The 21,889-nt window shown below is 69.5% G+C and carries 23 protein-coding genes; 13 read left to right on the plus strand and 10 right to left on the minus strand.

Translation table 11 applies throughout. The features are described from left to right. The first annotated feature begins 76 nt into the window (after window positions 1-76). A complete protein-coding gene (locus EV193_RS30815) occupies window positions 77-655 on the plus strand; it encodes a TetR/AcrR family transcriptional regulator (protein ID WP_130348477.1) in 579 nt (192 codons plus the stop codon). 4 nt (window positions 656-659) lie between these two features. On the opposite strand, the gene EV193_RS30820 is transcribed toward EV193_RS30815, so the two are convergent. Then, a complete protein-coding gene (locus EV193_RS30820; RefSeq protein ID WP_130348478.1) occupies window positions 660-1,049 on the minus strand; it encodes a RidA family protein in 390 nt (129 codons plus the stop codon). Between the two features lie 94 nt (window positions 1,050-1,143). Here EV193_RS30820 and EV193_RS30825 point away from each other — a divergent pair, with 94 nt between their 5' ends. The 5 genes from EV193_RS30825 to EV193_RS30845 all read left to right on the plus strand — a co-directional run bounded on the left by EV193_RS30825 (window position 1,144) and on the right by EV193_RS30845 (window position 4,244). Next, complete coding sequence (locus EV193_RS30825) at window positions 1,144-1,515, plus strand: winged helix-turn-helix transcriptional regulator (protein ID WP_130348479.1); 372 nt, start codon at window positions 1,144-1,146, stop codon at window positions 1,513-1,515. 55 nt (window positions 1,516-1,570) lie between these two features. Then, on the plus strand, window positions 1,571-2,137 hold the full coding sequence (locus tag EV193_RS30830) for a dihydrofolate reductase family protein (protein ID WP_130348480.1): 567 nt from the start codon (window positions 1,571-1,573) through the stop codon (window positions 2,135-2,137). Between the two features lie 275 nt (window positions 2,138-2,412). Then, complete coding sequence (locus EV193_RS30835) at window positions 2,413-2,841, plus strand: RlpA-like double-psi beta-barrel domain-containing protein (protein WP_130348481.1); 429 nt, start codon at window positions 2,413-2,415, stop codon at window positions 2,839-2,841. 5 nt (window positions 2,842-2,846) lie between these two features. Continuing rightward, entirely contained in the window at window positions 2,847-3,461 is a 615-nt protein-coding gene (locus EV193_RS30840) for a cell wall protein (protein ID WP_130348482.1), read from the plus strand. 9 nt (window positions 3,462-3,470) lie between these two features. After that, window positions 3,471-4,244: a MauE/DoxX family redox-associated membrane protein gene (locus tag EV193_RS30845; RefSeq protein WP_130348483.1), complete on the plus strand. Its 774-nt coding sequence runs from the start codon at window positions 3,471-3,473 to the stop codon at window positions 4,242-4,244. Window positions 4,245-4,301: 57 nt separating this feature from the next. Here the strand turns inward: EV193_RS30845 and EV193_RS30850 are convergent, their stop codons facing one another. From EV193_RS30850 to EV193_RS30865, 4 genes are all read right to left on the minus strand, one after another. After that, window positions 4,302-5,219 (minus strand): amino acid ABC transporter permease, encoded by a 918-nt coding sequence (locus EV193_RS30850; protein ID WP_130348484.1) that lies wholly within the window; start codon window positions 5,217-5,219, stop codon window positions 4,302-4,304. Next, the gene (locus tag EV193_RS30855) at window positions 5,216-5,899 is read right to left on the minus strand and encodes an amino acid ABC transporter permease (protein ID WP_130348485.1); all 684 of its coding nucleotides are present in this window, start codon (window positions 5,897-5,899) and stop codon (window positions 5,216-5,218) included. Before EV193_RS30855 ends, EV193_RS30850 begins: the two co-directional genes overlap by 4 nt. An 80-nt stretch (window positions 5,900-5,979) precedes the next feature. Further along, complete coding sequence (locus EV193_RS30860; protein WP_130348486.1) at window positions 5,980-6,855, minus strand: glutamate ABC transporter substrate-binding protein; 876 nt, start codon at window positions 6,853-6,855, stop codon at window positions 5,980-5,982. A gap of 57 nt (window positions 6,856-6,912) precedes the next feature. Then, window positions 6,913-7,641, minus strand: a complete 729-nt coding sequence (locus EV193_RS30865; RefSeq protein WP_207222879.1) for an amino acid ABC transporter ATP-binding protein — start codon at window positions 7,639-7,641, stop codon at window positions 6,913-6,915. A 284-nt stretch (window positions 7,642-7,925) separates the two neighbouring features. Between EV193_RS30865 and EV193_RS30870 the strand changes: the two genes are divergently transcribed. Genes EV193_RS30870 through EV193_RS30880 form a run of 3 tightly spaced genes read left to right on the plus strand, consistent with a single transcriptional unit; the run spans window position 7,926 to window position 10,216 of the window. Continuing rightward, window positions 7,926-8,258 carry a hypothetical protein gene (locus EV193_RS30870; protein WP_130348488.1) on the plus strand — a complete coding sequence of 111 codons (333 nt, stop codon included), beginning with the start codon at window positions 7,926-7,928 and terminating at the stop codon, window positions 8,256-8,258. Between the two features lie 5 nt (window positions 8,259-8,263). Beyond that, window positions 8,264-9,754 (plus strand): hypothetical protein, encoded by a 1,491-nt coding sequence (locus EV193_RS30875; protein WP_130348489.1) that lies wholly within the window; start codon window positions 8,264-8,266, stop codon window positions 9,752-9,754. Window positions 9,755-9,763: 9 nt separating this feature from the next. After that, window positions 9,764-10,216 carry a hypothetical protein gene (locus EV193_RS30880; RefSeq protein WP_207222874.1) on the plus strand — a complete coding sequence of 151 codons (453 nt, stop codon included), beginning with the start codon at window positions 9,764-9,766 and terminating at the stop codon, window positions 10,214-10,216. Window positions 10,217-10,345: 129 nt separating this feature from the next. Here the strand turns inward: EV193_RS30880 and EV193_RS30885 are convergent, their stop codons facing one another. After that, window positions 10,346-10,795, minus strand: coding sequence for a protease inhibitor I42 family protein (locus EV193_RS30885; protein WP_165401564.1), 450 nt, complete (start codon window positions 10,793-10,795; stop codon window positions 10,346-10,348). Between the two features lie 106 nt (window positions 10,796-10,901). Here EV193_RS30885 and EV193_RS30890 point away from each other — a divergent pair, with 106 nt between their 5' ends. Genes EV193_RS30890 through EV193_RS30900 form a run of 3 tightly spaced genes read left to right on the plus strand, consistent with a single transcriptional unit; the run spans window position 10,902 to window position 14,454 of the window. Continuing rightward, window positions 10,902-12,425 (plus strand): hypothetical protein, encoded by a 1,524-nt coding sequence (locus EV193_RS30890; protein WP_130348491.1) that lies wholly within the window; start codon window positions 10,902-10,904, stop codon window positions 12,423-12,425. Between the two features lie 20 nt (window positions 12,426-12,445). Beyond that, window positions 12,446-13,936: a tRNA (N6-isopentenyl adenosine(37)-C2)-methylthiotransferase MiaB gene (gene miaB, locus EV193_RS30895; protein ID WP_130348492.1), complete on the plus strand. Its 1,491-nt coding sequence runs from the start codon at window positions 12,446-12,448 to the stop codon at window positions 13,934-13,936. A 14-nt stretch (window positions 13,937-13,950) separates the two neighbouring features. Then, window positions 13,951-14,454, plus strand: coding sequence for an Rv2732c family membrane protein (locus tag EV193_RS30900; RefSeq protein ID WP_242613787.1), 504 nt, complete (start codon window positions 13,951-13,953; stop codon window positions 14,452-14,454). Here the strand turns inward: EV193_RS30900 and EV193_RS30905 are convergent. Both EV193_RS30905 and EV193_RS30910 read right to left on the minus strand, forming a co-directional pair. Continuing rightward, entirely contained in the window at window positions 14,451-15,356 is a 906-nt protein-coding gene (locus EV193_RS30905) for an SMP-30/gluconolactonase/LRE family protein (protein ID WP_165401565.1), read from the minus strand. The genes EV193_RS30900 and EV193_RS30905 overlap by 4 nt on opposite strands. After that, window positions 15,353-16,387 (minus strand): aldo/keto reductase, encoded by a 1,035-nt coding sequence (locus tag EV193_RS30910; protein ID WP_207222875.1) that lies wholly within the window; start codon window positions 16,385-16,387, stop codon window positions 15,353-15,355. The genes EV193_RS30905 and EV193_RS30910 overlap by 4 nt, the downstream gene beginning before the upstream one ends. A 135-nt stretch (window positions 16,388-16,522) precedes the next feature. Here EV193_RS30910 and EV193_RS30915 point away from each other — a divergent pair, with 135 nt between their 5' ends. Beyond that, window positions 16,523-17,371 (plus strand): helix-turn-helix domain-containing protein, encoded by an 849-nt coding sequence (locus tag EV193_RS30915; RefSeq protein ID WP_130348496.1) that lies wholly within the window; start codon window positions 16,523-16,525, stop codon window positions 17,369-17,371. 198 nt (window positions 17,372-17,569) lie between these two features. Here EV193_RS30915 and EV193_RS30920 read toward each other — a convergent pair whose 3' ends face one another. Together EV193_RS30920 and EV193_RS30925 are read right to left on the minus strand one after the other, a co-directional pair. After that, window positions 17,570-20,449: a hypothetical protein gene (locus EV193_RS30920; protein WP_130348497.1), complete on the minus strand. Its 2,880-nt coding sequence runs from the start codon at window positions 20,447-20,449 to the stop codon at window positions 17,570-17,572. Next, entirely contained in the window at window positions 20,449-21,777 is a 1,329-nt protein-coding gene (locus EV193_RS30925) for a DUF349 domain-containing protein (protein ID WP_423202253.1), read from the minus strand. The genes EV193_RS30920 and EV193_RS30925 overlap by 1 nt, the downstream gene beginning before the upstream one ends. Window positions 21,778-21,889: the final 112 nt, after the last annotated feature.

Consider the following 21,889-nt stretch of genomic DNA (forward strand, 5'->3'; position numbering starts at 1 on the left):
TAGTGGAACTCGCTTGAGTTAGAAGCTATAACCAGACGAGCGTGAGTGTCAATAGTGAAAGTGATAGCCTCTAACCATGGATGCTGGAACGAGCCCTCGCGAGCGCTACCGGGCCCAGGTGCGCGCGGAGATCAAGCAGCACGCGTGGGAGCAACTGGCCACCACGGGCGTGGCCGCGCTGTCCCTGAACGCGATCGCCAAGCAGTTGGGCATGAGTGGCCCGGCGCTCTACCGGTACTTCGCCAGCCGCGACGAGCTGATCACCGACCTCGTCCGGGACGCCTACCGGAGCCTCGCCGACACCGTCCGGTCGGCCTTCGACGCCGGTGCCGACGTGGCCGGGCTCGCCCACGCCATCCGGAAATGGGCGCTGGACGACCCTCAGCGGTACCTGCTGATCTACGGCACACCCGTGCCCGGCTACCACGCGCCCGACGACACCACCACGATCTCCGACAAGGTCATGGTCGTGCTGATCGACGCCTTCGCCGCGCAGCCGCGAAACGGGCCGGTGTCCGCTCCCGCCTCTCGCCGCGCGCTGTCCTTCTGGACCCGGGTGCACGGCGTGCTGTCGCTCGAACTCGCCGGCCACTTCGCCGGAATGGACGTCGATCCCGCCCAGCTGTTCGCCGACGAGGTGGACACCCTGCTCTGATGGTTCAGTCGAGGACCGCGGTGGCCTCGATCTCGACCAGGTGATCAGGAATGTCCAGCGCCGCGACGCCCAGCAGCGTGGCCGGCGGGACCGGTGTGATCCCGAGTCTCGCGGCAGCACGGGCGATGCCGTCCAGGAGCGCGGGCATCTTGTCCGGGGTCCAGTCGACGACGTAGCAGGTCAGCTTGGCCACGTCGGCGAACGAACCGCCGACCTCGGCCAGTGCGGTGCCGATGTTGAGGTAGCACTGCTCGACCTGCGCGGCGAGGTCTCGTTCGACGCCCCAGGCGACCTGCCCGGCGACGAAGACCAGCTTCGTCCCCGTCGCGATCGACACCTGTCGGTAGACGTCGATCTCGGGCAACCCGTCGGGGTTCACCAGGGTGATGGCCATGCCTTACCTCCGTGCTCTCTTGTGGTTACTGGGAAACCGTAGGAGAGTGTGCGCTGACGTGGAAGAACGCACCTTTTAGTGACTGGGGAACCCGATGGTGACCAAGCAGTTCGAGGGCTTGCCCGAGGACGCGGATCTGCGCCGCGCGGACTCCCTGGCGCGCGAGATCTTCTCCGACATCGCCAACAAGTGGGCGTTGTTGATCATCGAGGCGCTCAGCGAGCGAACCCTGCGCTTCAACGAGTTGCGCACGGAGGTCCAGGGCATCAGCCACAAGATGCTCACCCAGAACCTGCGCATGCTGGAGCGCAACGGCCTGGTCGAGCGCGAGGTGTACCCGACCGTGCCGCCGCGAGTCGAGTACACCCTCACCGAGCCGGGCCAGGGCCTGCGAGCGACGGTCGACGCGATGTGCGACTGGACCCAGCGGTACCTCCGCGACATCGAGGCCGCCCGACGCCGATGAGTTTCGCCGTCTCATCGTGTCCATACCTCTGGGGGCGGTGACGGAAGGAGCGAGTATGACGAGCACGCTGACGGTCGACCTGTTCATCTCGGCTGACGGCTGGGCCGGCTCGGAGGGCCTGCCGGGTTACTTCGGCTATCTGGGACCCGACCTCGAGGAGTGGATCGCGGCCGACTCGGCCGCACCGCAGGTCGTGATCATGGGGCGGCGAACGTACGAGGCGCTGGCCGCGCTGCCGGTCGAGGCGCACGGCGACGCGTGGGACCGCGTGGCGGCGCTGGACAAGGTCGTGTTCTCCAGGACCCTTCGTGAGGCGACCTGGCCGAACACCCGGGTCTGCGCCGACGACGCCGTCGACGAGATTCCGAAGATGAAGGCGGGCGGCGACGTTCCGTTGCGCACGTGGGGAAGCCTCTCCCTCGCCAAGCAGCTCGTCGGCGCCGGGCTGGTGGACCGGCTGCGGCTGATTACCTTCCCGCTGTTCGCCGGCCCGTCGGGTCGCGAGCCGGCGTTCGCGGGCATCGCCTCAACCGATCTCGAACTGGTCGATCACCGGGTCCTGGACGGCCGGCTGCTGCTCGTCGAATACCGGCCGACGGGCAAGGACATCCCGAGGGCCTGATCCACGCGCTCTACCGAGGGTTGTGTGAAGTTCGTGCTAAATGCACCGAATGGCCGAGTGCATGGCGAATTTCACGCAGTAGCGTGCTGCTGTCCATGACCAACTAACTCCGTCTGTTCGCGCCGTACCCAGCTGATCGGCGATCGCGCGAAGAGGGCCAGACGAGAGTCGGGCGGGCTCGCCGCGGCATGCGCTCGGCGAGTCCGTCCGGCATGCGTTCGGTCCCGGTACGCGGTCGTTGCCAGCGGGGTCTTTCCCCCGAAGTGGAGCGATCGATGACACCGAATTCCGACCCGAGAGCACCCGCCACCGGCGAGACGAGCTGGTTCTGCTGCGGCAACGCGTGGGGCCCGTGCGACACGGCCGGCCACGGCGCGTGCGGCACCTGCAACTCCGGCAGCCGGCACTGCGCGTGGCCCAACACGTCCGACGCCTGCTACGCGATCACCCGGCCGGACAAGTGCGGCGAGGACCTGCTGCGCCGTACCTGCGGGCACACGTTCTACGTGCGAAACCTGTGTCGTACCACGGAGATCGCCGTGAAGATCACCGACTGCGGCCCGCAGACCGACCTGTGGTGCGGCGAGAAGTCGTGCTGCAGCGGCAAGTGCGCCACCAACCGCATTCTCGATCTCACCCCGGCCGCGTACTCCGCGATCGGCAACCTGTCCTCGGGCGTCATGCCCATCGCGATGAGGAGTTGAGCACCATGCCCGCAGAGTTAGACCCGTTGGGGCGCAGACGTTTCCTCACCGCCGCGGTGCTCGGCACCACGGCCACCGTGGCCGGCGCGACCGTACTGGGCTCGATCGGCCCCGAGGCGGTCGCCGATCCCGCCACCCCGATCGACCCGGACGCGCCTGACCCGAACTTCGCCGAGGGGCGGATCACCGGAATCGACGGCACGCTGCTGCTGGTGACCGGATCGGACGGCGTGTTCCACCGCATCCAGGTCACCAACGCGACCAGCGTGTGGAAGCTGCGGCCGACCGTGTTCGGCGACGCCAAGCTCGGCGACGGCCTGTACGCGCGCGGCGTGCGGCTGGCCGACGGTGTGCTGGCCGCGGACGCGGTGTGGCTCAACATCGTGAACATGACCGTGCACATCACCGCGATGGCGCGGGACCGGATGTACCTGGACCACCACGGTCACCGGGTCGTCGGACACGTGGTCTCCGGCACCACGGCCGCCGTGTACAACAGCACGCCCGCCGTCGCCGACCTGTCGCTGCTGCGGGTCGGGCAGCACGCGCGGGTGATCGGCGCGTGGCGGCCGGACACCAACGAGGTGGACGTGGCCACCGTGTACGCGTCCGCGGCGTAGGGGATCGTGATGGTCGAATTCCTTGCCGCACAACAGTTTCTGGTCGGCGCCGTACTGGTGTGGGCCGGCGTGTTCAAGGTGACGTCGTCCTCGGTGCCACTCGTGGCCCGGCGCTCCGCGCTGCGACGGCTGGTCGGTGCCGAGCGGGTGACCGGGGCGTTCCGGGCGCTCGGCGCGGTGGAGTTGGTGCTCGCCGCGCTGCTGCTCATGCCACCGTCACACCCGGTCGAGCCGATACTCGCGGCGGGTGCGTTCGCCGGCATGCTCGCCTACCTGGTCTACGTGCGGCGGGTCGCTCCCGACTCGTCGTGCGGCTGCCTCGGCGAGAGCACCGTACCGGTGCGCTGGCGGGCGTTCGCCAGGGCAGGGTTGTTGCTCGCGGCCAGCGCGCTGGCCGCGTTCGCCGACTCGATCATGACTCCCGTAGTGGCCGCCGTGCTGCTGGTGGAGCTGTCCGTGGTGGCAGCGTTGTCGCCGGAGCTGGACCGCTACTGGCTGGTGCCGCTGCGCCGGGCCCGCGTGCGGGTGTCACACCCGCTGGCCGGTACGCCGGACACGGTGCCGCTCGCGTCCACAGTGGACCAGTTGCGGGCCAGTGACGTGTTCAAGGCCAACGAGCGCGCGCTGCGTTCTGATCTGCTCGACACGTGGGACGAGGGGGAGTGGCGCATCCTCGCCTACACCGCGACCGGCGGCACGGCGGTGTTCGCCGTACCGCTGCACCGGTTCGCACCTGAGGAGATCAGGCTCGCCGTCGTCCCGAGTGAACCGATTTCCGTGTGACACAACGCAAAGGAGCGGTCTCCACAATGGAAACCGCTCCTTTGCGTTGGGTCGTTTCTAGTCCGAACCCGAGTCCCCGCCGCCGCCCATGTCCATGCTCGCGCCGGCTCCCGTCTCCGTGGCGATATGGATGGGCTTCGCCTTGGGCGCCTTCTTGCGCTTCGCCAGCTTGCGTTCGAGCCAGCCGGCGAACCAGGTCAGCAGGCTGTTGATCATGATGTAGATGGCCGCGATGATCACGAACGACGCGATCACATTGGACCCGAAGTTGGCGGTGATCTTGCCGACCGAGTCGAGCAGGTCGGGGAACGACAAGATCGCGCCGCCGAGGGCGGTGTCCTTGAGCGTCACCACGAGCTGGCTCACGATCGCCGGCAACATCACCGTGATCGCCTGCGGCAGCAGGATCAGCGTCATCAGCTGGGTCTTGCGCAGCCCGAGCGCGCTCGCCGCCTCGGTCTGCCCCTTGGGCAGCGACAGGATTCCGGCCCGGAACACCTCGGCGAGCACCGACGCGTTGTACAGCACAAGGCCGGTCACCACGGAGAACAGCGCGAGGTTCTCCTCCGGAAGCGTGGTGAACTCGAAATAGATTACCCGTGCGAAGACCATGAGGATCAGAACCGGAACGGCACGGAAGAACTCGACGATCGTGCCGGCTATCGCGCGAATCCACAAATGTTGCGACAGTCGGGCGATACCCAGAATCGCACCGAGGGGCAATGCGATGACGATCGCGAGTGCTGCCGCGATCAGTGTGTTCTGCAGGCCGGGCAGGATGTATGCCGTCCACACGCCGGAACCGTTGACGAACGGCTCCCACCGCGGCCAGTCGAGTTGCCCGCTGTCGAGCAGTTCGGAGATGACGTACCAGGCGATCGCACCGATCACCACGATGAAAGCTGCCGTATAACCGTGGTTGCGCGCCTTGGCTTTCGGCCCCGGCGCGTCGTACAGAACCGAGGGTGCGCTCATCGTTTCACCGCCACCTTCTTCGCGACCTGACCGAGTATCAGACCGGTCGGCAGGGTCAGAATGACGAATCCGAGCGCGAAGATCAGGAACACAACCATGATCCGGTCGGACTCGAACTCGATCATCGCGCGGAGGATGCCCGCGGCTTCGGCGACACCGATCGCGGTGGCCACCGTGGTGTTCTTGGTCAGTGCGATCAGCACGCTGGCCAGTGGGCCGACCACGGACCGGAAGGCCTGCGGCAGGACGATGATCCGCAGTACCTGGGCGAAGCTCAGGCCAAGCGCTCTGGCCGCCTCGGCCTGCCCGACGGGGACCGTGTTGATACCGGACCGGATCGACTCGCACACGAACGTCGCGGTGTACGCGGTCAGGCCGAGTATGGCGAGCCGGAAGTCGAGGATCGCGAAGAAGTCCTGTGACTGCTCGTCGGCGAACATCGTCACGCCGAGCGTGTTCTTCAACACGATCGACGTCGCGACCAGGATCAGGGTCAGCGGCGTGTTCCGAAACAGGTTCACATAGAGGGTTCCGAAGGCTCGCATCGCGGGGACCGGGCTGACCCGCATCCCCGCGAGGATCGTTCCCCAGATCAGGGAGAGGATCGCGGCATAGAACGTCAGCTTGATGGTGAGCCAGAAAGCGTCGAGAACGTTGTACTTCTCGATGAGATCGAACATTGGCATTCCTCGCGGGGACGCGGTGGCCAGCGAAGCGAAGGTGGGCTGAGCGAGTTGCTCAGCCCACCGTCGTCAGTTCGTCACTTGTCGGTGAACTGGGCCGGCGGAGCGGCCGGAATGGTGTAGCCCTCCGCGCCGGCGAAGTGCTTCTCCATCAGCTTCTTCCACTCGCCGGTGTCCTGAAGCTTCTTCAGTGCGTTGTAGATCGCCGTCTTGGCCTCGGCGTCCTTCAGCGACAGGCCGATACCGATGTTCTCGGTGGTGAACGGCCGACCGACCACCTTGTACTTGCCGGGGTTCGCCTTCGCGTAGCCGGCGAGGATCGTGTTGTCGGTGGTGGCCGCGTCGAGCAGGCCGGAGTCGATGCCGGTGAGGCACTCGGAGTAGGTGGTGTACTCCTGCAGCTGCACGGTCTTGGCGTACTTGTCGGCGACCGACTGTGCCGACGTCGAGCCCTTCACCGAGCAGAGCTTCTTGCCGTTCAGCTTCTCCGGGTCGGTGATGTCCGTGCGGCCGGCCTTGACCAGAAGATCCTGGCCGGGCTGGTAGTACGGGCCGACGAAGGCGACACGCTTGCGGCGGGCGTCGCTCATCGAGTACGAGGCGGAGACGAAGTCGACCTCGTTCTTCTCGATGAGGTTCTCGCGCTCGGGCGTCTTCGCCTCCTTCCAGGTGATGCCGCTCTCCTCGACGCCGAGTTCCTTGGCGATGTACCGGGCCACGTCGACGTCGAAGCCCTCGTACTTGCCGTCCGGCGTCTTCAGACCGATGCCGGGCTGGTCGTACTTGATGCCGATGGTGAGCTTCTTGTCGTTCTTCGCCTTGGCCACGATCCCGCCACTGGCGCCGGAGTTGCCGCTGTTGCCGCTGTCGGCATTGCGGTCGCCACACGCGGTGACGGCGAGCGCCAGCGCGGCCGCGACCGCGCCGACACGGGCCACACGGTTGATTCGCATTGTTGTCCCTTTCCGATAGCCAGCCCGCGTCCTCCGACACCCGGCGGGCATTTCCACTCAGTGAGTCAGAATCTTGCCGAGGAAGTCCTTCGCGCGGTCGGATTTCGGCGCGGTGAAGAACACGTCGGGCGTGGAGTCCTCGACGATCTCGCCATCGGACATGAAAACCACCCGATTGGCGGCGCGTCGCGCGAAACCCATCTCGTGGGTCACGACGAGCATCGTCATGCCCTCCTTGGCGAGGTTGGTCATCACGTCGAGCACTTCCTGGACCATCTCCGGGTCCAGCGCCGAGGTCGGCTCGTCGAACAGCATCACCTTCGGCTTCATCGCGAGCGCCCTGGCGATCGCGGCGCGCTGCTGCTGGCCACCGGAAAGCTGCGCCGGGTACTTCTCCGCTTGGTCGGTGATGCCGACCCGCTCAAGCAGGCCCATCGCGTGCTGGCGCGCCTCGCCCTTGTTCATCTTGCGCACCTTCACCGGCGCAAGCGCGACGTTGTCCGCGATCGTCTTGTGCGCGAACAGGTTGAACTGCTGGAACACCATGCCGACGTCGGCGCGCAAGCCGGCCAGCGCCTTGCCCTCGGCGGGCAGCGGCTTGCCGTCGACCTCGATGACGCCCTGGTTGATCGGCTCGAGGCGGTTGATCGCGCGACAGAGCGTCGACTTGCCGGAGCCGGACGGCCCGAGCACGACGACGACCTGGCCGGCGGGAACCTCGATGTTGATGTCCTTGAGGACGTGCAGATCACCGAAGAACTTGTCCACACCTTCCATCCGGATCATCGGTGGTGCGGGTGTCGCTGCGGTCATCGATCCTCCCCAGGATCAGTCGTCACAACGTCGGGCGGGAGCGAAGTGAGCACGTTGATGGCGGAAACTTAGGTGCCAGCCGCCCGTCAGTCCAGGCGATCAGGCAACACTTAGGATTGCAACTCTGTCACACCCGGGCCACGACTGATCATGGGATCGCCGAATTCGCGGGAGCAACTGTTTCACGATCGGCGGAACCGGCCGCCCTTGTCGGCACTCTGACACGCTGACGTTGCAGGCGGTGACGAGGGGATGCGATGAGTCCCAAGGGAAGCTCGCGAGACGGCTTCGAGATCGACAAGAAGGGCCTCGACGGCCTCGCCGACGACGTGCACGAGGACGCCGGCCGCGTTCGCGGCTACGTCAAGACGATGCGCGGCATGCAGTGCCCGTCGCAGGAGTTGCTCGGCGAGTACGGGGACGTGGCCGGCGCGTACGGCAAGTTCCTCGAGGCCTGGACCAGCGAGCTGACCGTCACCGCGGGGGCGATGGACGAGGTCGAGGTCGGGTTCCGCAAGTCCGCGGGCACCTACAAGGCGATCGACACGCACCACGCGGACAACTACGACCGCGGCATGCGGCCCAGGTAGGGGACATGGCACCGAATCGAGAAGCCCTGAAGAAGTGGCGCGCGCTGGTGTCGAGCGACGGGCTGGTCGGCCTGATGTCGGTCGAGACGGCCATCGACGCGTTCCTGTCCGCGGAGCGGCCCAAGGGTGAACCCGCGGTCCTGCGCGACATGGCGAAGGCCTACGCCAAGATCGCCTCGGACGCGGACCGGCTGTCGGTCGACGTCGAGGCGGTCGCGAAGAAGCGGCTGCCCGAGGTGTGGCGCGGCCAGGCCGCGGAGAACGCGTCGGACGTGGTCACCGCCGTCGGCCACGAGCTGGACCACACGGTCACCGTCAACAAGAAGGCCAGTGCCGAGCTGGACAAGCTGGCCACCGCGATCCAGACGGCGCAGACGATGCACGGCAACGCGCAGGACCCGCTGCACCGCGCCAAGCACGAGGTCGGCGATGCCGGCTTCTTCGACTTCGACAAGCGCAAGCGGGCCCGTGACATCGCGCTGCCCGGCATGGACCAGATGCTCGCCGGGATCGAGAAGGCCAAGCTCGCCGGGGAGGCGGCCGGCCGCCAGTTCACCGACTTCGCCAACCAGGCCACGGCGAGCAAGATGAACAGCGGCCACCTGTCCAACTCCGAGCGGCTGGTGCTGTCCCAGGCCGCGGTGCCGGGCGGGCCGCACGACGCGAACCTGATCCTCAGTGCCACCGAGGCGCAGCGCGCCAGCCAGCGACTCGACCAGTTGCCGCCGGGGGAGCGCGCCCGGTTCGAGGGGCTGCTGGCCAACGCGAAGTCGCCGGAGGAGAAGGCGTACCTGATGAGTGCGCTGGCCGCCGGTCACCCGATCGACAAGGTGGAGAACTTCGGCAAGCAGATCAACGGTCGCAGTCCGGAGTGGCTGCGTGACCACCTGCAGCCGATCTACCAGCGGACCGGGCCGAACGGCAAGGTCGAGCCGGTCATGTACGGCAAGCAGCAGTGGAGCCAGGAGGGCGGCACCTGCGTGTCGATGTCCACGCTGGCCGCGCGCGCCCAGGTGGACCCGCTGTACTCGATGTACCTGACCACCGGCGGTAACCCGGACGACCCGAACCAGACCAGTCCGGAGGCGTTCGAGCGCCGGCTGCGGGCCGAGGAGCAGCGGCTGCACAACGACCCGGACACCGATTGGGTCGGCAAGCCCGACCAGGAGCTCGGGCCGGCGACCGGCGTGGACTACGAGCGGCACGACCTGACCGACTCCAGCCCGGACCAGAAGCGCGAACTGGTCGACGAGGTCACCAGGGCGGTCGACGAGGGCAAGCCGGTGCCGCTGCAGGTGGACGGCCCGCCGGACGCCAACGGCGATGTCGCCTACCACCAGATGATGATCATCGGACACCAGGACGGGATGCTGCAGATCTACAACCCGTGGGGCACCACCTCGTGGGTCAGCGTGGACGACTTCGTCAACGGGAACATGAGCCACGCCTCCGACGGCCGCATGCCCAATGTCGAAGGCGTGCACATCCCCAAGTAGGTGTCCACAATGGACGGTCGAGACCCTGAGGTGCGTGACGAGATGACCAGCCACACCAGCAAGACCGACGCCGAGCTGGCCCAGCTCGACCTGCCGAGCCTGGTGCGCGAGGGGCTCGCCGAGGCCGATGCGGAGAGCCCCGTGCGCAAGGAGCTGTTCGGCGAGGGCGCGGTGGCCGGCGCGGTCCTGCTGGACCGGGTCGACACGCAGCCGAGGTCGGTGAGCTTCCTGGCGCCGATCGCCCGCAGCGGTGGCGCCCGCTACGTCGCCGACCTGCCCGAGCCGCTGCCCACGCCGGCGCAGACCGAGATCATCCGGCCGTGGCTGACCGCGGCGGCGGACACGGTCAGCGGGTCCGACGGCGACGAGCAACTCGCGCGGTGGCTCGAGGCGGTGGCGGCGATCCTGGCGGTGCGCATCGGCACCCGCGACGGCACCACCAGCAACCAGCCTCATTCCTGAGTACTGCGGGTCGAGCCCGCTGAACCCGTTAGCTGGCCTAACGGGTTCAGCGGGCTCGACCCGTTAGCGCGGCTAACGACAAGCCGGGGCGCAGTGTCGGGTAGTGGTGGTCGGGGCGGCGCGCCGAATTCAGGACACGTCGATCCGCAGCAGATGGGTCGTCGACTCCGCCTGGTCTTGCGGCGAGTCGCAGCCGCGGAAGCAGTTGAACAGCTCGGCGGTCGTGCTGCCCTTCTCCTTGGCGGTGAACACGAAGAACACCCGACCACCCTGGCCTGGCATCGGCTTCTGGCCCGGCTCGGCGTCGGACACGAACTCGCCCTTGCCGCCCTCGGCGATCCGTGGGTCGGGCGCGCGGCGAACGGACCACCGGTCGCCGACCGAGGCGTTGGACCGCACCACGACGCTGAACTTCTCGCCCGGCTTGACCGTGATCGCCTGCGTCGGCGTGAACTCGGTGCCGAACTTGGACGCCGGGGGAGCCGGCGCGGGTGACTCGCCGTCCGAGCCGCCCGAGCACCCGGCGGCGAGCAGCGTGACGGCGCACGTGGCGACCAGCGTGCTGACGGTGCGCGGCACAGTGTTCTCCGATTCGCTCGAGCAACCACGTTGATCGTCCGGGGAACCAGTCGACCACACACAGCCTCTCAGCCCGGAGCCGGTCGGACCCCTCGAGGAGCACATCGTGTCACCAAACCGCGAAGAACTCGGGAAATGGCGCGCACTCGCCGACACCGGGGGAGTCCTCGGCATCACGTCGCTGCCGGACGCGATCGATGCGTTCCTCGGCACCCCGGCACCCAAGGGCAACCCGGCGACCCTGCGCACGATGGCCGGCGAGTACCGCAAGATCGCCACCGACGCGGACCGGACGCAGGCCGACACCGACAAGCTCGCCACGCAGTGGCTGCCCGAGGTGTGGCGCGGTGAGGCTGCGTGTAATGCGACCGACGTGGTGACCGCGGTGGCGCACGAACTCGACCACACCGTCGACGTGTACAACAAGGCCGGCGGCGAGCTGGACAAGCTCGCGGCCTCTGTGGAGGACGCGCAGCGCAAGCACGCCGGCTCGCGGGATCCCTTGCACCGCGCGAAGAACGAGCTGGGCGACGACTTCGACTGGGCCCGCTACGAACGCGCCCGCACGATCGCGCTGCCCGGCATGGACGCCGTGCTCGCCGGCATCGACACGGCGAAGTCCGCCGAGGAGACGGCCGCCCGCCAATTCACCGACTACAGCACCCAGGCGCGGGCCAACCAGCTCGGCAGCGGCCACCTGTCCGACTCCGAGCGGCTGGTGCTGTCCCAGGCCGCGGTGCCGGGCGGCCCGCACGCGGACAATCTGATCCTGAGCCACAACGAGGCGGCGCGCGCCAACAGCCGGCTCGACGAGCTGCCGGCCGGCGAGCGCGCGCGGTTCGAGGCGCTGCTCGACAACGCGAAGTCGCCGGAGGAGAAGGCGTACCTGATGAAGGCGCTGGCCGCCGGTCACCCGATCGACAAGGTGGAGCAGTTCGGCGGGCAGATCAACGGCCGCGACCCGGTCTGGCTGCGCGACCACCTCACCCCGGTGTACACGCCCGACGGCGACCGCAAGCCGGGCGAGGAGACCGAGGTGACCTACGGGTGCAGCACCACGCAGTGGGAGCAGGACGGCCCGACCTGCGTGGCGTCCTCGACGGTCACCGCGCGGGCCATGACCGACCCGCTGTACTCGATGTACCTGACCACCGGCGGGCACCCGGACGACCCGGCCCAGACCTGCCCGGACGCGTTCAACCGGCGCCTGGAGGCCGAGCAGCGGCGGGTCTACGACGACAACCGGCCCTGGTACGCGGACAACCCCGAGTGGGCCGGCGGCTACGACGGCATGAAGCGCGACGAGGGCCTCGAGGCCGCCAACGAGGAGATCGGCCCGCCGACCGGCATCGAGTACGAGCACCGCGAGCTGGAGGACGCCGGCGACCGGCGCGACGTGCTGGACGAGGTGGAGCGCGCGGTCGACGAGGGCAAACCGGTGCCCGTGCAGGTCACCGGCGACGACGGCGGCCACCAGATGATGATCGTCGGCCACGAGGGCGACATGCTGCAGATCTACAACCCGTGGGGCGAGCTGGTGTGGGTCACCGAGGACCAGTTCGTCAACGGCGGCATGGACGCGGCCGCCGACGGCCTGCCCAATACCGACGGGGTGCACATTCCCAAGTAGCGCGGTTCTACCCTTGAGGCATGAGCCGGAGTTATCAGATTCGCACGTTCGGGTGTCAGATGAACGTGCACGACTCCGAGCGCCTGGCCGGTCTGCTCGAGGACGCCGGCTACGCGCCCGTCACCGGCGACGCCGCGCCCGACGTGGTCGTGCTCAACACCTGCGCGGTGCGGGAGAACGCGGACAACAAGCTCTACGGCAACCTCGGGCACCTGCGTCCGTCGAAGTCGGCGAACCCGGACCTGCAGATCGCCGTCGGCGGGTGCCTCGCGCAGAAGGACCGCGGCGAGATCGTGAAGCGCGCGCCCTGGGTGGACGTCGTGTTCGGCACGCACAACATCGGCTCGCTGCCCACGCTGCTGGAGCGCGCCCGGCACAACGCCGAGGCGCAGGTGGAGATCCTCGACTCGCTGGAGACGTTCCCGTCCACGCTGCCGGCCAAGCGCGACTCGGCGCACTCCGGCTGGGTGTCGATCTCCGTGGGGTGCAACAACACCTGCACGTTCTGCATCGTGCCGTCGCTGCGCGGCAAGGAGAAGGACCGCCGGCCGGGCGACGTGCTCGCCGAGGTCCAGGCGCTGGTGGACGAGGGCGTGCTGGAGGTGACGCTGCTCGGGCAGAACGTCAACTCCTACGGCGTGGAGTTCGGCGACCGGTTCGCGTTCGGCAAGCTGCTGCGCGCGGCCGGCGAGATCGACGGGCTGGAGCGGGTGCGGTTCACCTCGCCGCATCCGAAGGACTTCACCGACGATGTGATCGAGGCGATGGCGCAGACGCAGAACGTGTGCCACCAACTGCACATGCCGCTGCAGTCCGGCTCGGACACGGTGCTGCGGGACATGCGCCGCTCGTACCGGTCCGCGCGCTTTCTGTCCATTGTGGACAAGGTGCGCGCGGCGATGCCGGACGCGGCGATCACCACCGACATCATCGTCGGGTTCCCCGGCGAGACCGAGGAGGACTTCCAGTCCACTTTGGACGTCGTGCGGCAGGCGCGGTTCTCCGGCGCGTTCACCTTCCAGTACTCCAAGCGGCCCGGCACACCGGCCGCCACGATGGCCGATCAACTGCCGAAAGCCGTTGTGCAGGAACGGTTCGAGCGGCTGGTGGAGTTGCAGGAGTCGATCTCCTGGGAGTTGAACAAGGAGATCGTCGGCCGCACCGTGGAGGTGCTCGTCGGTGCGGGCGAGGGCCGCAAGGACGCCGACACGCGACGGATGAGCGGGCGCGGGCGGGACGGCCGGCTGGTGCACTTCACGCCGACGGGCGACGCCGTGGAGGGCTCGGTGCGGCCCGGCGACATCGTGCACGCGACGGTCACCTACGCCGCGCCGCACCACCTGGTGGCCGACGGCCCGGTGGTCGCGCACCGGCGCACGCGCGCGGGGGACAACGCGGAGGCGGGCGTGCGGCCGAAGACCCCCGGGGTGACCCTCGGGCTGCCGTCGTTCGGCGCGCCCCCGACGACACCCCAGACTGTGCCGGCGGCGAACGGATGTGGTGCCCAGTGAGCGGGGAGGCCGCGGTGGACGGCGATCGGGAGCCGCCGGAGATCGCCGAGCTGCGCGAGGAGATCGACGCCGTCGAGCGCCGGTCGGCGCGGCACGTCGAGCTGGGCGGCCGCGCGGTGGTGATCGCCACCGCCGTGCTGGTGCTGCTGGTCGGCCTGTCGCTGCAATGGCTGAACGGTTCGAGCGGCTGGGAAGTACTGCTGGGCCAGGGCGACAGCGGCGGCAAGGCCGGCGTGGTGCCCCGGCTGTTCGCGGCGACCGCGACCGGCTTCGGCGTGCTCGGGTCCATGCTCGCGCTGATCACCCGGCGCTGGGCGCTGACCTGGGTGTGCGCGCTGGGCGGGTGGTTCGCGTCCGTGGACGGCGTGCTGGCCATCTGGACCCGCCAGTCCTCCAGCGGCGCGGGCGCCTCCGGTCCCGGCATCGGGTTGATCATCGCCGAGATCGCCATGGTGCTGATCGCGACCTGCTGGTTCCGCACCGCCTGGTCCACCGCCTACCCTCGGCGGGCCGACTAGGCCCGCGGCACCGGGACCGCGCGCAGCTCGTTGGCCAACAGCAGTGGGAGCAGGAGCACGGATCGCCTGCGGTCGACGGAGAAGTCCGCGATCCCGGACGGCACGACGAGCCCGGGAACGAGGGCGGACGCGGTGCCGTCGTCGGGCAGGTGCCACAGCCCCGGCTGGTTCCACGTGCTGGCCGCGACGCGCCCGTCCGGAAGTACCCGCACGCCGTCCACCGTCGACGCCGGAACGGTGCGGCTCCCGGTGACCGTGCCGCACAGGTCCAGGGTGAGCACCCGGTCGGCGCCCCTGGTCGCCACGAGCAGCGAGTCGCCGTGCAGCACGATGCCGTTCGGCTGGCTGAGATGCGTGCCCCGCGCGACGGTGTGCACCCGGCCGTCGCGGTCGATCCGGTAGACCGCGTCGGTGCCCACCGGGACCAGCGTGCCGCTCGGGTCCGGGGCGATGCCGCTGTCGGTGACGAACAGGTCGCCGTGCGGGCCCACGGTGATGTCGTTGAGGAACGAGGCGCCTCTGATCGGGATCTCGGCCACCGGCCTGCCGGTTCGCCGGTCGAACCCGCGCACCGTGTCGATGTCGGCGGTCCACAGGACCTGCGGGGTGAGCGCGAGCCCCTTCGGCGCGTGCAGGGTCACGCCGTCGTGGCCGCTGCGCACCCACGGCACGGCGGCGCCGCCCTTCGGGTCGAGCCGGGCGATGAAGCCGTTGCCGTCCTTGGCCGCCGGCGGGCCGTTGAGGTTGCTCACCAGGTAGGTGTCGGTCCGCTCGTCGTGCAGGACCGATTCCGGGGAGGCGAGGCCCGTCCACACCACTGATGGGTCGCCGTTCGCGGCGACCGCGAATCCGGTTAACACAAGACTCAGCGCGGCGACGGCCGCGGCGATTCGAATTCTCACAGTTTCACCATTCCGTCGAAAGTCTTTCCCGGATACCACGGAACCGAGTCGATCTGGTCGAACCCGGGAACCGTCTTCATGTACTCGACCATTTCTCCGCGTGTGGATTCGTCAGGCAGCCGGCCGCGCATCGCGCCGAGATTCTCGGCCATGTGGTCCGGGTTCGTCGTGGCCGGCAGCACGCAGGTGACCGCCGGATGCGAGATCACGTACTTCAGGAAGAACTGCGACCAGTTTTCACAGTCGAACCGCCGCGCGAACGCCGGCAGCCGCCTGCCCTCGACGATCCGGTGCAGGCGGGCCTTCTCCAATGCCATGTTGACCAGGACGGCGACCTTGTGCTCCGCAGCGAGCGGAAGAATTCGCTCCTCGGCCGCACGCATGAATATCGAGTAGCGCACCTGCACGAAGTCGACGTCTCCCGTGCGAATCCACTGGTCCAGTGCGTGATAGTATGAAATGACATGGTGTGTGACTCCAACGAATCGAATTCGTCCTTCCTTCTTCCAGTTCCGCAGAATGGGTACGTTCATCTCCGCATTCGTCAGACTGTGCACCTGCATGAGATCGATCTTGTCCCGCCACAGCCGCCGTCGCGATTGCTCGAACGCGCCACTGATGTGACTGGTGTCGCTCAGGTACTCGCCGGTCGACCACGCCTTGTTCGCGATGAACAACTGGTCTGCCACGCCCATCGAATTGATGAAGTCGCCGATGTTCACCTCGGAGTACCCGTACAGCGGCGACGTGTCCAGCAGCTTTCCGCCGCCCTCCACGAACCGCCGCAGCACCTCGGCCAGATGGGCTCGCGGCGCGCCCGCTTTCTTGTCGAACGTCATGAACGAGCCCACGCCGACGACGGGCACCCGCTCGCCGGTGCGCGGAACCACCCTGGTGATCACGTCGCGCTGCCGCGGCTGGACGGCGGCCGCTGCCGGGGTCGGGCTCGCGGTGCCGGCGGCCGCGGCGGCACCGAGGCCGGCGGCGGCTTTGATCACGGTTCGGCGGGACGGCTGATCGCTGGATGTCACGGCCACTCCTCGGGTCTCGAAATCCGTTGCGGCACATGGTGTTCCGTGACAACGGCGGTGTCTTTCAGGTTTGTGCGGTTACACGTTCTCGCTGCCTTCACGCGGCACACACGCGCGTCGCGGACACTCGGGCACATGCCGGCGCCCCCTTCGCTCCGCAAGCACGCCGGGCGCCACCTGTCGAAGGTGGCGCGCGACTGGAACGGGCTGCGCTTCGAGGTGGGCACGTGGCGGGCCGACCCGCCGGGGGAGGGCGTCGTCCGGCAGGCGGACGAGCACGTGGTGTTCGTGACCTTCTCCGGGGTCACCAGTCGCACCAGGACCTGGCTCGACGGCGGGCAGGACTACGTGGGCGCGGACTTCCCCGGCGCGGTGTCGCTGATCCCGGCCGGGCACGACCGGCGGGCGTGGCACGAGGGCGGCATGATCGAGTACGCCACGATCCAGCTCAGCACGCATCTGATGCCGCACGGCCACCCCCGGTTGCGCGGCTTCACCAATCAGCAGGACCCGTTCGTGCTGCAGTTGGCAGACGCGCTGCGTACCGAAGCGAGGGCGGCCGACACCGCGGGCCGGCTGTTCGCGGACAGCGTGGCCACCACACTGGGGCTGTACCTGCTGCGCCGCCACACCGATACGCCTCTCGAGTTTCGGGCAGTCAACCTCACCGGGCGGCGACTGCGGCTGGTGCTCGACCACATCGCGGAGAACCTCGCGGGCGACGTGTCGCTCGCCGACCTGGCCGAGGTGGCCGGTATGGACGTGCACCGGTTCGCGCGGGCGTTCAAGGCGGCCACCGGTCAGCCGCCGCACCGGTACGTCGTCGCGCGCCGGGTGGATCGTGCGGCGGAGCTGCTGACGGCGACCGCACTGCCCATCGCGGAGATCGCCCACCTGGCCGGATTCTCCAGCCAGAGTCACCTGACCACGGTGTTCCGCAAGGTCCTCGGCGCGACCCCGCACGCGTACCGCCGCGCCTGCTAGGAGTGCGCTGAACAAGTGGTGGCCCACCTCCTCGTTGGGCCGTATGTGCATCACCCTCACGTTCTCCGCGCCCTGATGATCTCGGTTGACCTGGGCTTTCTCCGTGGCTGACGGACTTTAGCGGGCTAAAGTACGCAAAACATGAACGGAGCGGTCGCTAAGTTTCGGACAGCACTACGTTGTTCAGCAGCCGCCTGGCTAGCGATGCGCGCGGCTCCACAGGGCGGGCCAGCCGCCGTTGCCGAGGAGCCTGGCCGGCACGAGTAGGCCGCGCTCGGCGGACAGCTCGACCGGCGCGCCCAGCTCGATCGCCGCCGCCCGGGCGCGCTGCCACGGGCCGTTCTCGTCGAGCAGATCGGTGGCGGGGAAGCCGGGTACCTCGGTGCTCGTCGCCGGCACGACCCGCACCAGATTGTCCACAGTGGACTGATCGGCGCAGGTCACCGTGATCGCCAGCGCGCACACCAGCTCGGGTGACGGCCGGCGCGTCACCGACTCGATCAGCGCCGTGTCGTCCGCGCGGACGAGATCGCCGACGGCCGCGCGCACCGTCCGCGCCACGACGTCCATCGTGCGCGCCGGCGTGATCTCCGGGCGGCGTACCAGGGCGCGCAACGTGCGGGGGAGCGACGCGTCCTCGGTGAGCGGGCCGAGCCGGTGCCGCTCGCGCACCTCGGGATCGATGGTGCCGACCGCCGTGGCGAGCGGGCGCACCCCGGTCGCCCGCCACAGCGTCAGCGCGTCCAACCCGGCGTCCAGCGCGGTGCGCACCAGCTCTGCGTGCCGTTCAGGGCCGAGGCGCCGCAACGCGGTCACGGCCGCGTCCGGCTCGTGGTCGGCGGGTCGGCCCGGCTGCCCGAGCCCACGGGCCAGGTGCACGTAGACCCGCCGCGCGGAATCGGCCCGCGTCGCGCGCAGCTCCCGTTCCACCCGAGCGGTCAGCTCTTCGATCAGGGCGGACGGCAGGCGCACGGCGGCCGGGCGGCGGGCCGGGCCCCGGGTGCGCACGCGCACCGGCGGCAGTGTGCTGGCCGGTGCCGCCGCCGGAGTCTCGGGCGGCGCGAGACCGGCTACCCAGCGCTCGATCGCGCGCGTGCGGTCCTTGTCCAGCTCGTCGTTGAACCGCGCGCGGATCTCGTTGATCCACCAGCCGCCGGCGCGCTTGCGGATGTCCAGGTTGGCGGCGATGCGGCCGTGGCCGTCCCGCAGCGCCATCAGCACGCACTGGCCCTCGCGCGCGTCGTCGGCGTACCACGTGGTGCCGATGCAGTTGCCCATGTAGCTCGACCAGTCGGCGAGCTGCCTCGGCTCGCGCCCGACCTCGACGGTCAGCCCGGTGCCGGGGATCACCGACTTGTCCACTGTGGACAGTTCGGCGGGGACCGGGAACGCGCCGACGCTGGCCTCGGTGACCGCCGCGTCCGCCGCGACGCCGTCCAGCAACTCCGTCCAGGTCTTGCCGCGCGGCGGTGGGGTCGCGCCGAACGCGACGAGCTGGGCCACCCCGGCGGCGGCCAGCGGCACCGAGTCGGCTCGCGGCCGGCGGGTCTCCGGCGGTGGTCGCGGCTCGCGGTAGTCGATGCTGGGCGAGTGCCGCTCGTACAGCACGGTCGCGGACTCGTTGCCGTAGAACGGAGCCAGCGCGTCGGCGAGATCGGCCAGCCACAGCAGATCGTGCGGCCGTTCGACGTCGGCCGGCTGCTCGTCCGGTGCGTCGGCCAGCCGTTGCGCCAGCGTCCGCGTCGGGCCGTGCTCGTTCGCGTCGGCCAGCGGCGGGTTCTCCCAGGTGCGCGCCGGCCGCGAGAACCCCGCGGTCGTGCGCCACGAGTGCAATGTCGGCGTCTCCCACGGTGTGCAGGCGTCCCAGCAGCCGCGCAGCCGCACGTCGTACAGCTCGTCGTCGACGATCTTGGTGATCGCGTCGAACACCACGACGCCGTAGTTGCGCGCCATGCCGATCCGCTGCTTCACCTGCACCTCGGCCTTGGTACTGACCGTCCGTCCCGGGCGCAGCATCTGAACCAGGTCGTGCACGTAGCAGCCGGGCCTGGCCGGATGGCTGTAGGCGCCCTTGTCCCGGCGTGCCGCGACATTGCGCGCCTCCTTGGACAGGCACTCGTTCGCCGCGTGCAGCTCCGCGTAGTGGATCTTCGCGGCCGTCTCCAGCCCCAGGTCGGACACCGCCTTGGCGAACCGCAGCAGCGCGGTCGCGCCGATCGCGTCGTTCAGCAATCGCCTCAACTCGTTGGCGGTCCAGTCCGCGGGCGGGCGCCAGCGCGCGGCGGCGCCGATCGTCGGGTTCTCGCCGAGGTCCCAGGCGATCCGCTGCAGGATCGGCGCGTCGAAGTGCGCGCTGAACCGCTCGCGCAGCTTGTCGATCCGCTCGATCCTCACCTGCGTGCCGGGCAGGCGGGCGGCGCGCAGCCGGCTCGTCCGCTCGGCGCACACCTGCTCCCAGAGGCCGGTGATCAGCGCCAGCCGTCGCGGTCTCGGGTAGCGGGTGAGCACCGGCGACAGGTGTTCGGCCACGGTGGACGCGGCGCCGTGCGGGAACGGATCGACCTCTTCGGGGGCGCGCAGGGCGAGTACCCGTTCCACCTGTTCCGGCCCGAGGAGATCCGACGCGGCCGAGGCCAGTTGCAGTGCGGCCCAGCGCTCCTCGGCGATCGCCGTCCGCGCGGCCGCACCCACCGGTTTGGTCGCCGACGGGCCGAACAGCGCGACCAGCGTGCCGGTGCGGTCGCCGAGCCGGTGCGCGCCGTCGGCGCCGAGCACCCGCATCGCGGCGAGCACCGCGTCCCGCCGGTCTCCCCGCGCGCCGGCCAGTCGTGCGGAGCCGAACCCGCCGCCGAGATCGACACCCGCGCCGGCCGCCACATCGCCGTCGGCCACGAGCGCGGTGAGCTGCTTCGTCGCGGCGAGCACGGCGTCTGGGGCGGCGTCCGCCGGTCCGACGGCGACCGGGGCGCCGGGCGGGTGCGCGCCGGTCCGCTCCTCGGCCCTGCGCGGCGGGTCACCGGGCAGCCAGCAGCCCAACTCCGGCCCGGCGACGACGCCGAAGGCCAGGTGGACCGACATCAGCGTGAGGCGACGGCGTTCTCCGCGGCGGCGAGCCACTCCCGCCACTGCGCGGCCTGCGCCTCGGCCTGCTTGGCCCGCTTCTCGTCACCGGCCTCGTGTGCCTTGGCCGCCTGCGCCTCGAACTGCTCGACCCGGTCACGGAACTGCTTGGCCCGCGCCTCCGCCTCGGGGTCGGTGCGCCGCCACTGCGCGTCCGCCGCGCCCCGCACCTTCTCCTCCACGGCGCGCAGCCGGCCCTCCAGCTCGCGGATCCGCTCGCGCGGCACCTTGCCGACCTGCTCCCAGCGCTCCTGGATGCGGTTCAGCGCGGCGCGCGCGGCGTCCAGGTCACCGCGCGGGTTGATCTTCTCCGCCTCGGCGAGCAGCTCTTCCTTCTTCTTGGCGTTCTCGGCGAACTCGGCGTCCCGTGAGTTGAACACCTCCGACCGGCGTGCGAAGAACTTGTCCTGCGCGGCGCGGAACCGCTGCCACAGGTCGTCGTCGGCGTCCTTCGGCGCGCGGCCGGCGGCCTTCCACTCGGCCATCAGCGCCTTGTACCGCCCGGCGGTCGGGCCCCAGTCCTCGGAGTCGGACAGCGACTCGGCCTCCTCGACCAGCTCCTGCTTGCGCACCTTGGCACCGGCGCGCTGGCGGTCCAGGTCGGCGAAGTGCGCGCCGCGCCTGCGGTTGAACGTGTCCCGGGCCTTGGAGAAGCGCTTCCACAGCACGTCGTCGGTTTTGCGGTCGACGCCCTTGATCGTCTTCCACTCGTCCAGGATGCCGCGGATCCGGTCGCCGGCGACCTTCCACTGAGTGGACTCCGAGGCGATCTGCTCGACCTCTTCGGCGAGCTTCTCCTTGCGCCGCACGGCATCCGTGCGCGCCTGCTCGCGCGCCTTCTTGACGTTGGCCAGCGCCTGCTCGGCGTGCGCCAGCACGTGGTTCAGCCGTGCCTCCAGCGCGGCGAGGTCGCCGACGACCGCGGCGGTGGCCAGCGACTCCTTGATGTGCTTGGCGTTGGACGCGGCGTGCTTCGGGTCGCCCGATCCGGAGGTCAGCCGCGTCTCCAGCAGTTCGACCTCGGTGCGCACGTCGTCGAACCGGCGGGCGAAGTGGGCCAGGCCCTCCTCGGGCGCGCCAGCCTGCCAGGAGCCGATCGCGCGTTCGCCGTCGGCGGTCTTGACGTAGACCGTGCCCTCGTCGCCGACCCGCCCCCACGCGCCGGGGTTGGACTCCGCGGCGGGGACCGGCGGCGCTTCCTTGCGCATCGGCGCCGGGGTCGGGGCGTGGCTCACCACCTCGGGCGTGACCTGGGGACTTGTGGGTTCGGTCGACTGGTCCGCCACGCTGCCGGGGCCGGGCTCACCGTCGTTGTTCGAGGTCACCGGGATCCTCCCTCTCCACGCATGCGTGCCCGAGGCATGCTCGGGCGCCCCGCGTCCGGGGCCAAGCACAGTA

This window comes from Herbihabitans rhizosphaerae, from assembly GCF_004216555.1.
GTDB lineage: Bacteria > Actinomycetota > Actinomycetes > Mycobacteriales > Pseudonocardiaceae > Herbihabitans > Herbihabitans rhizosphaerae.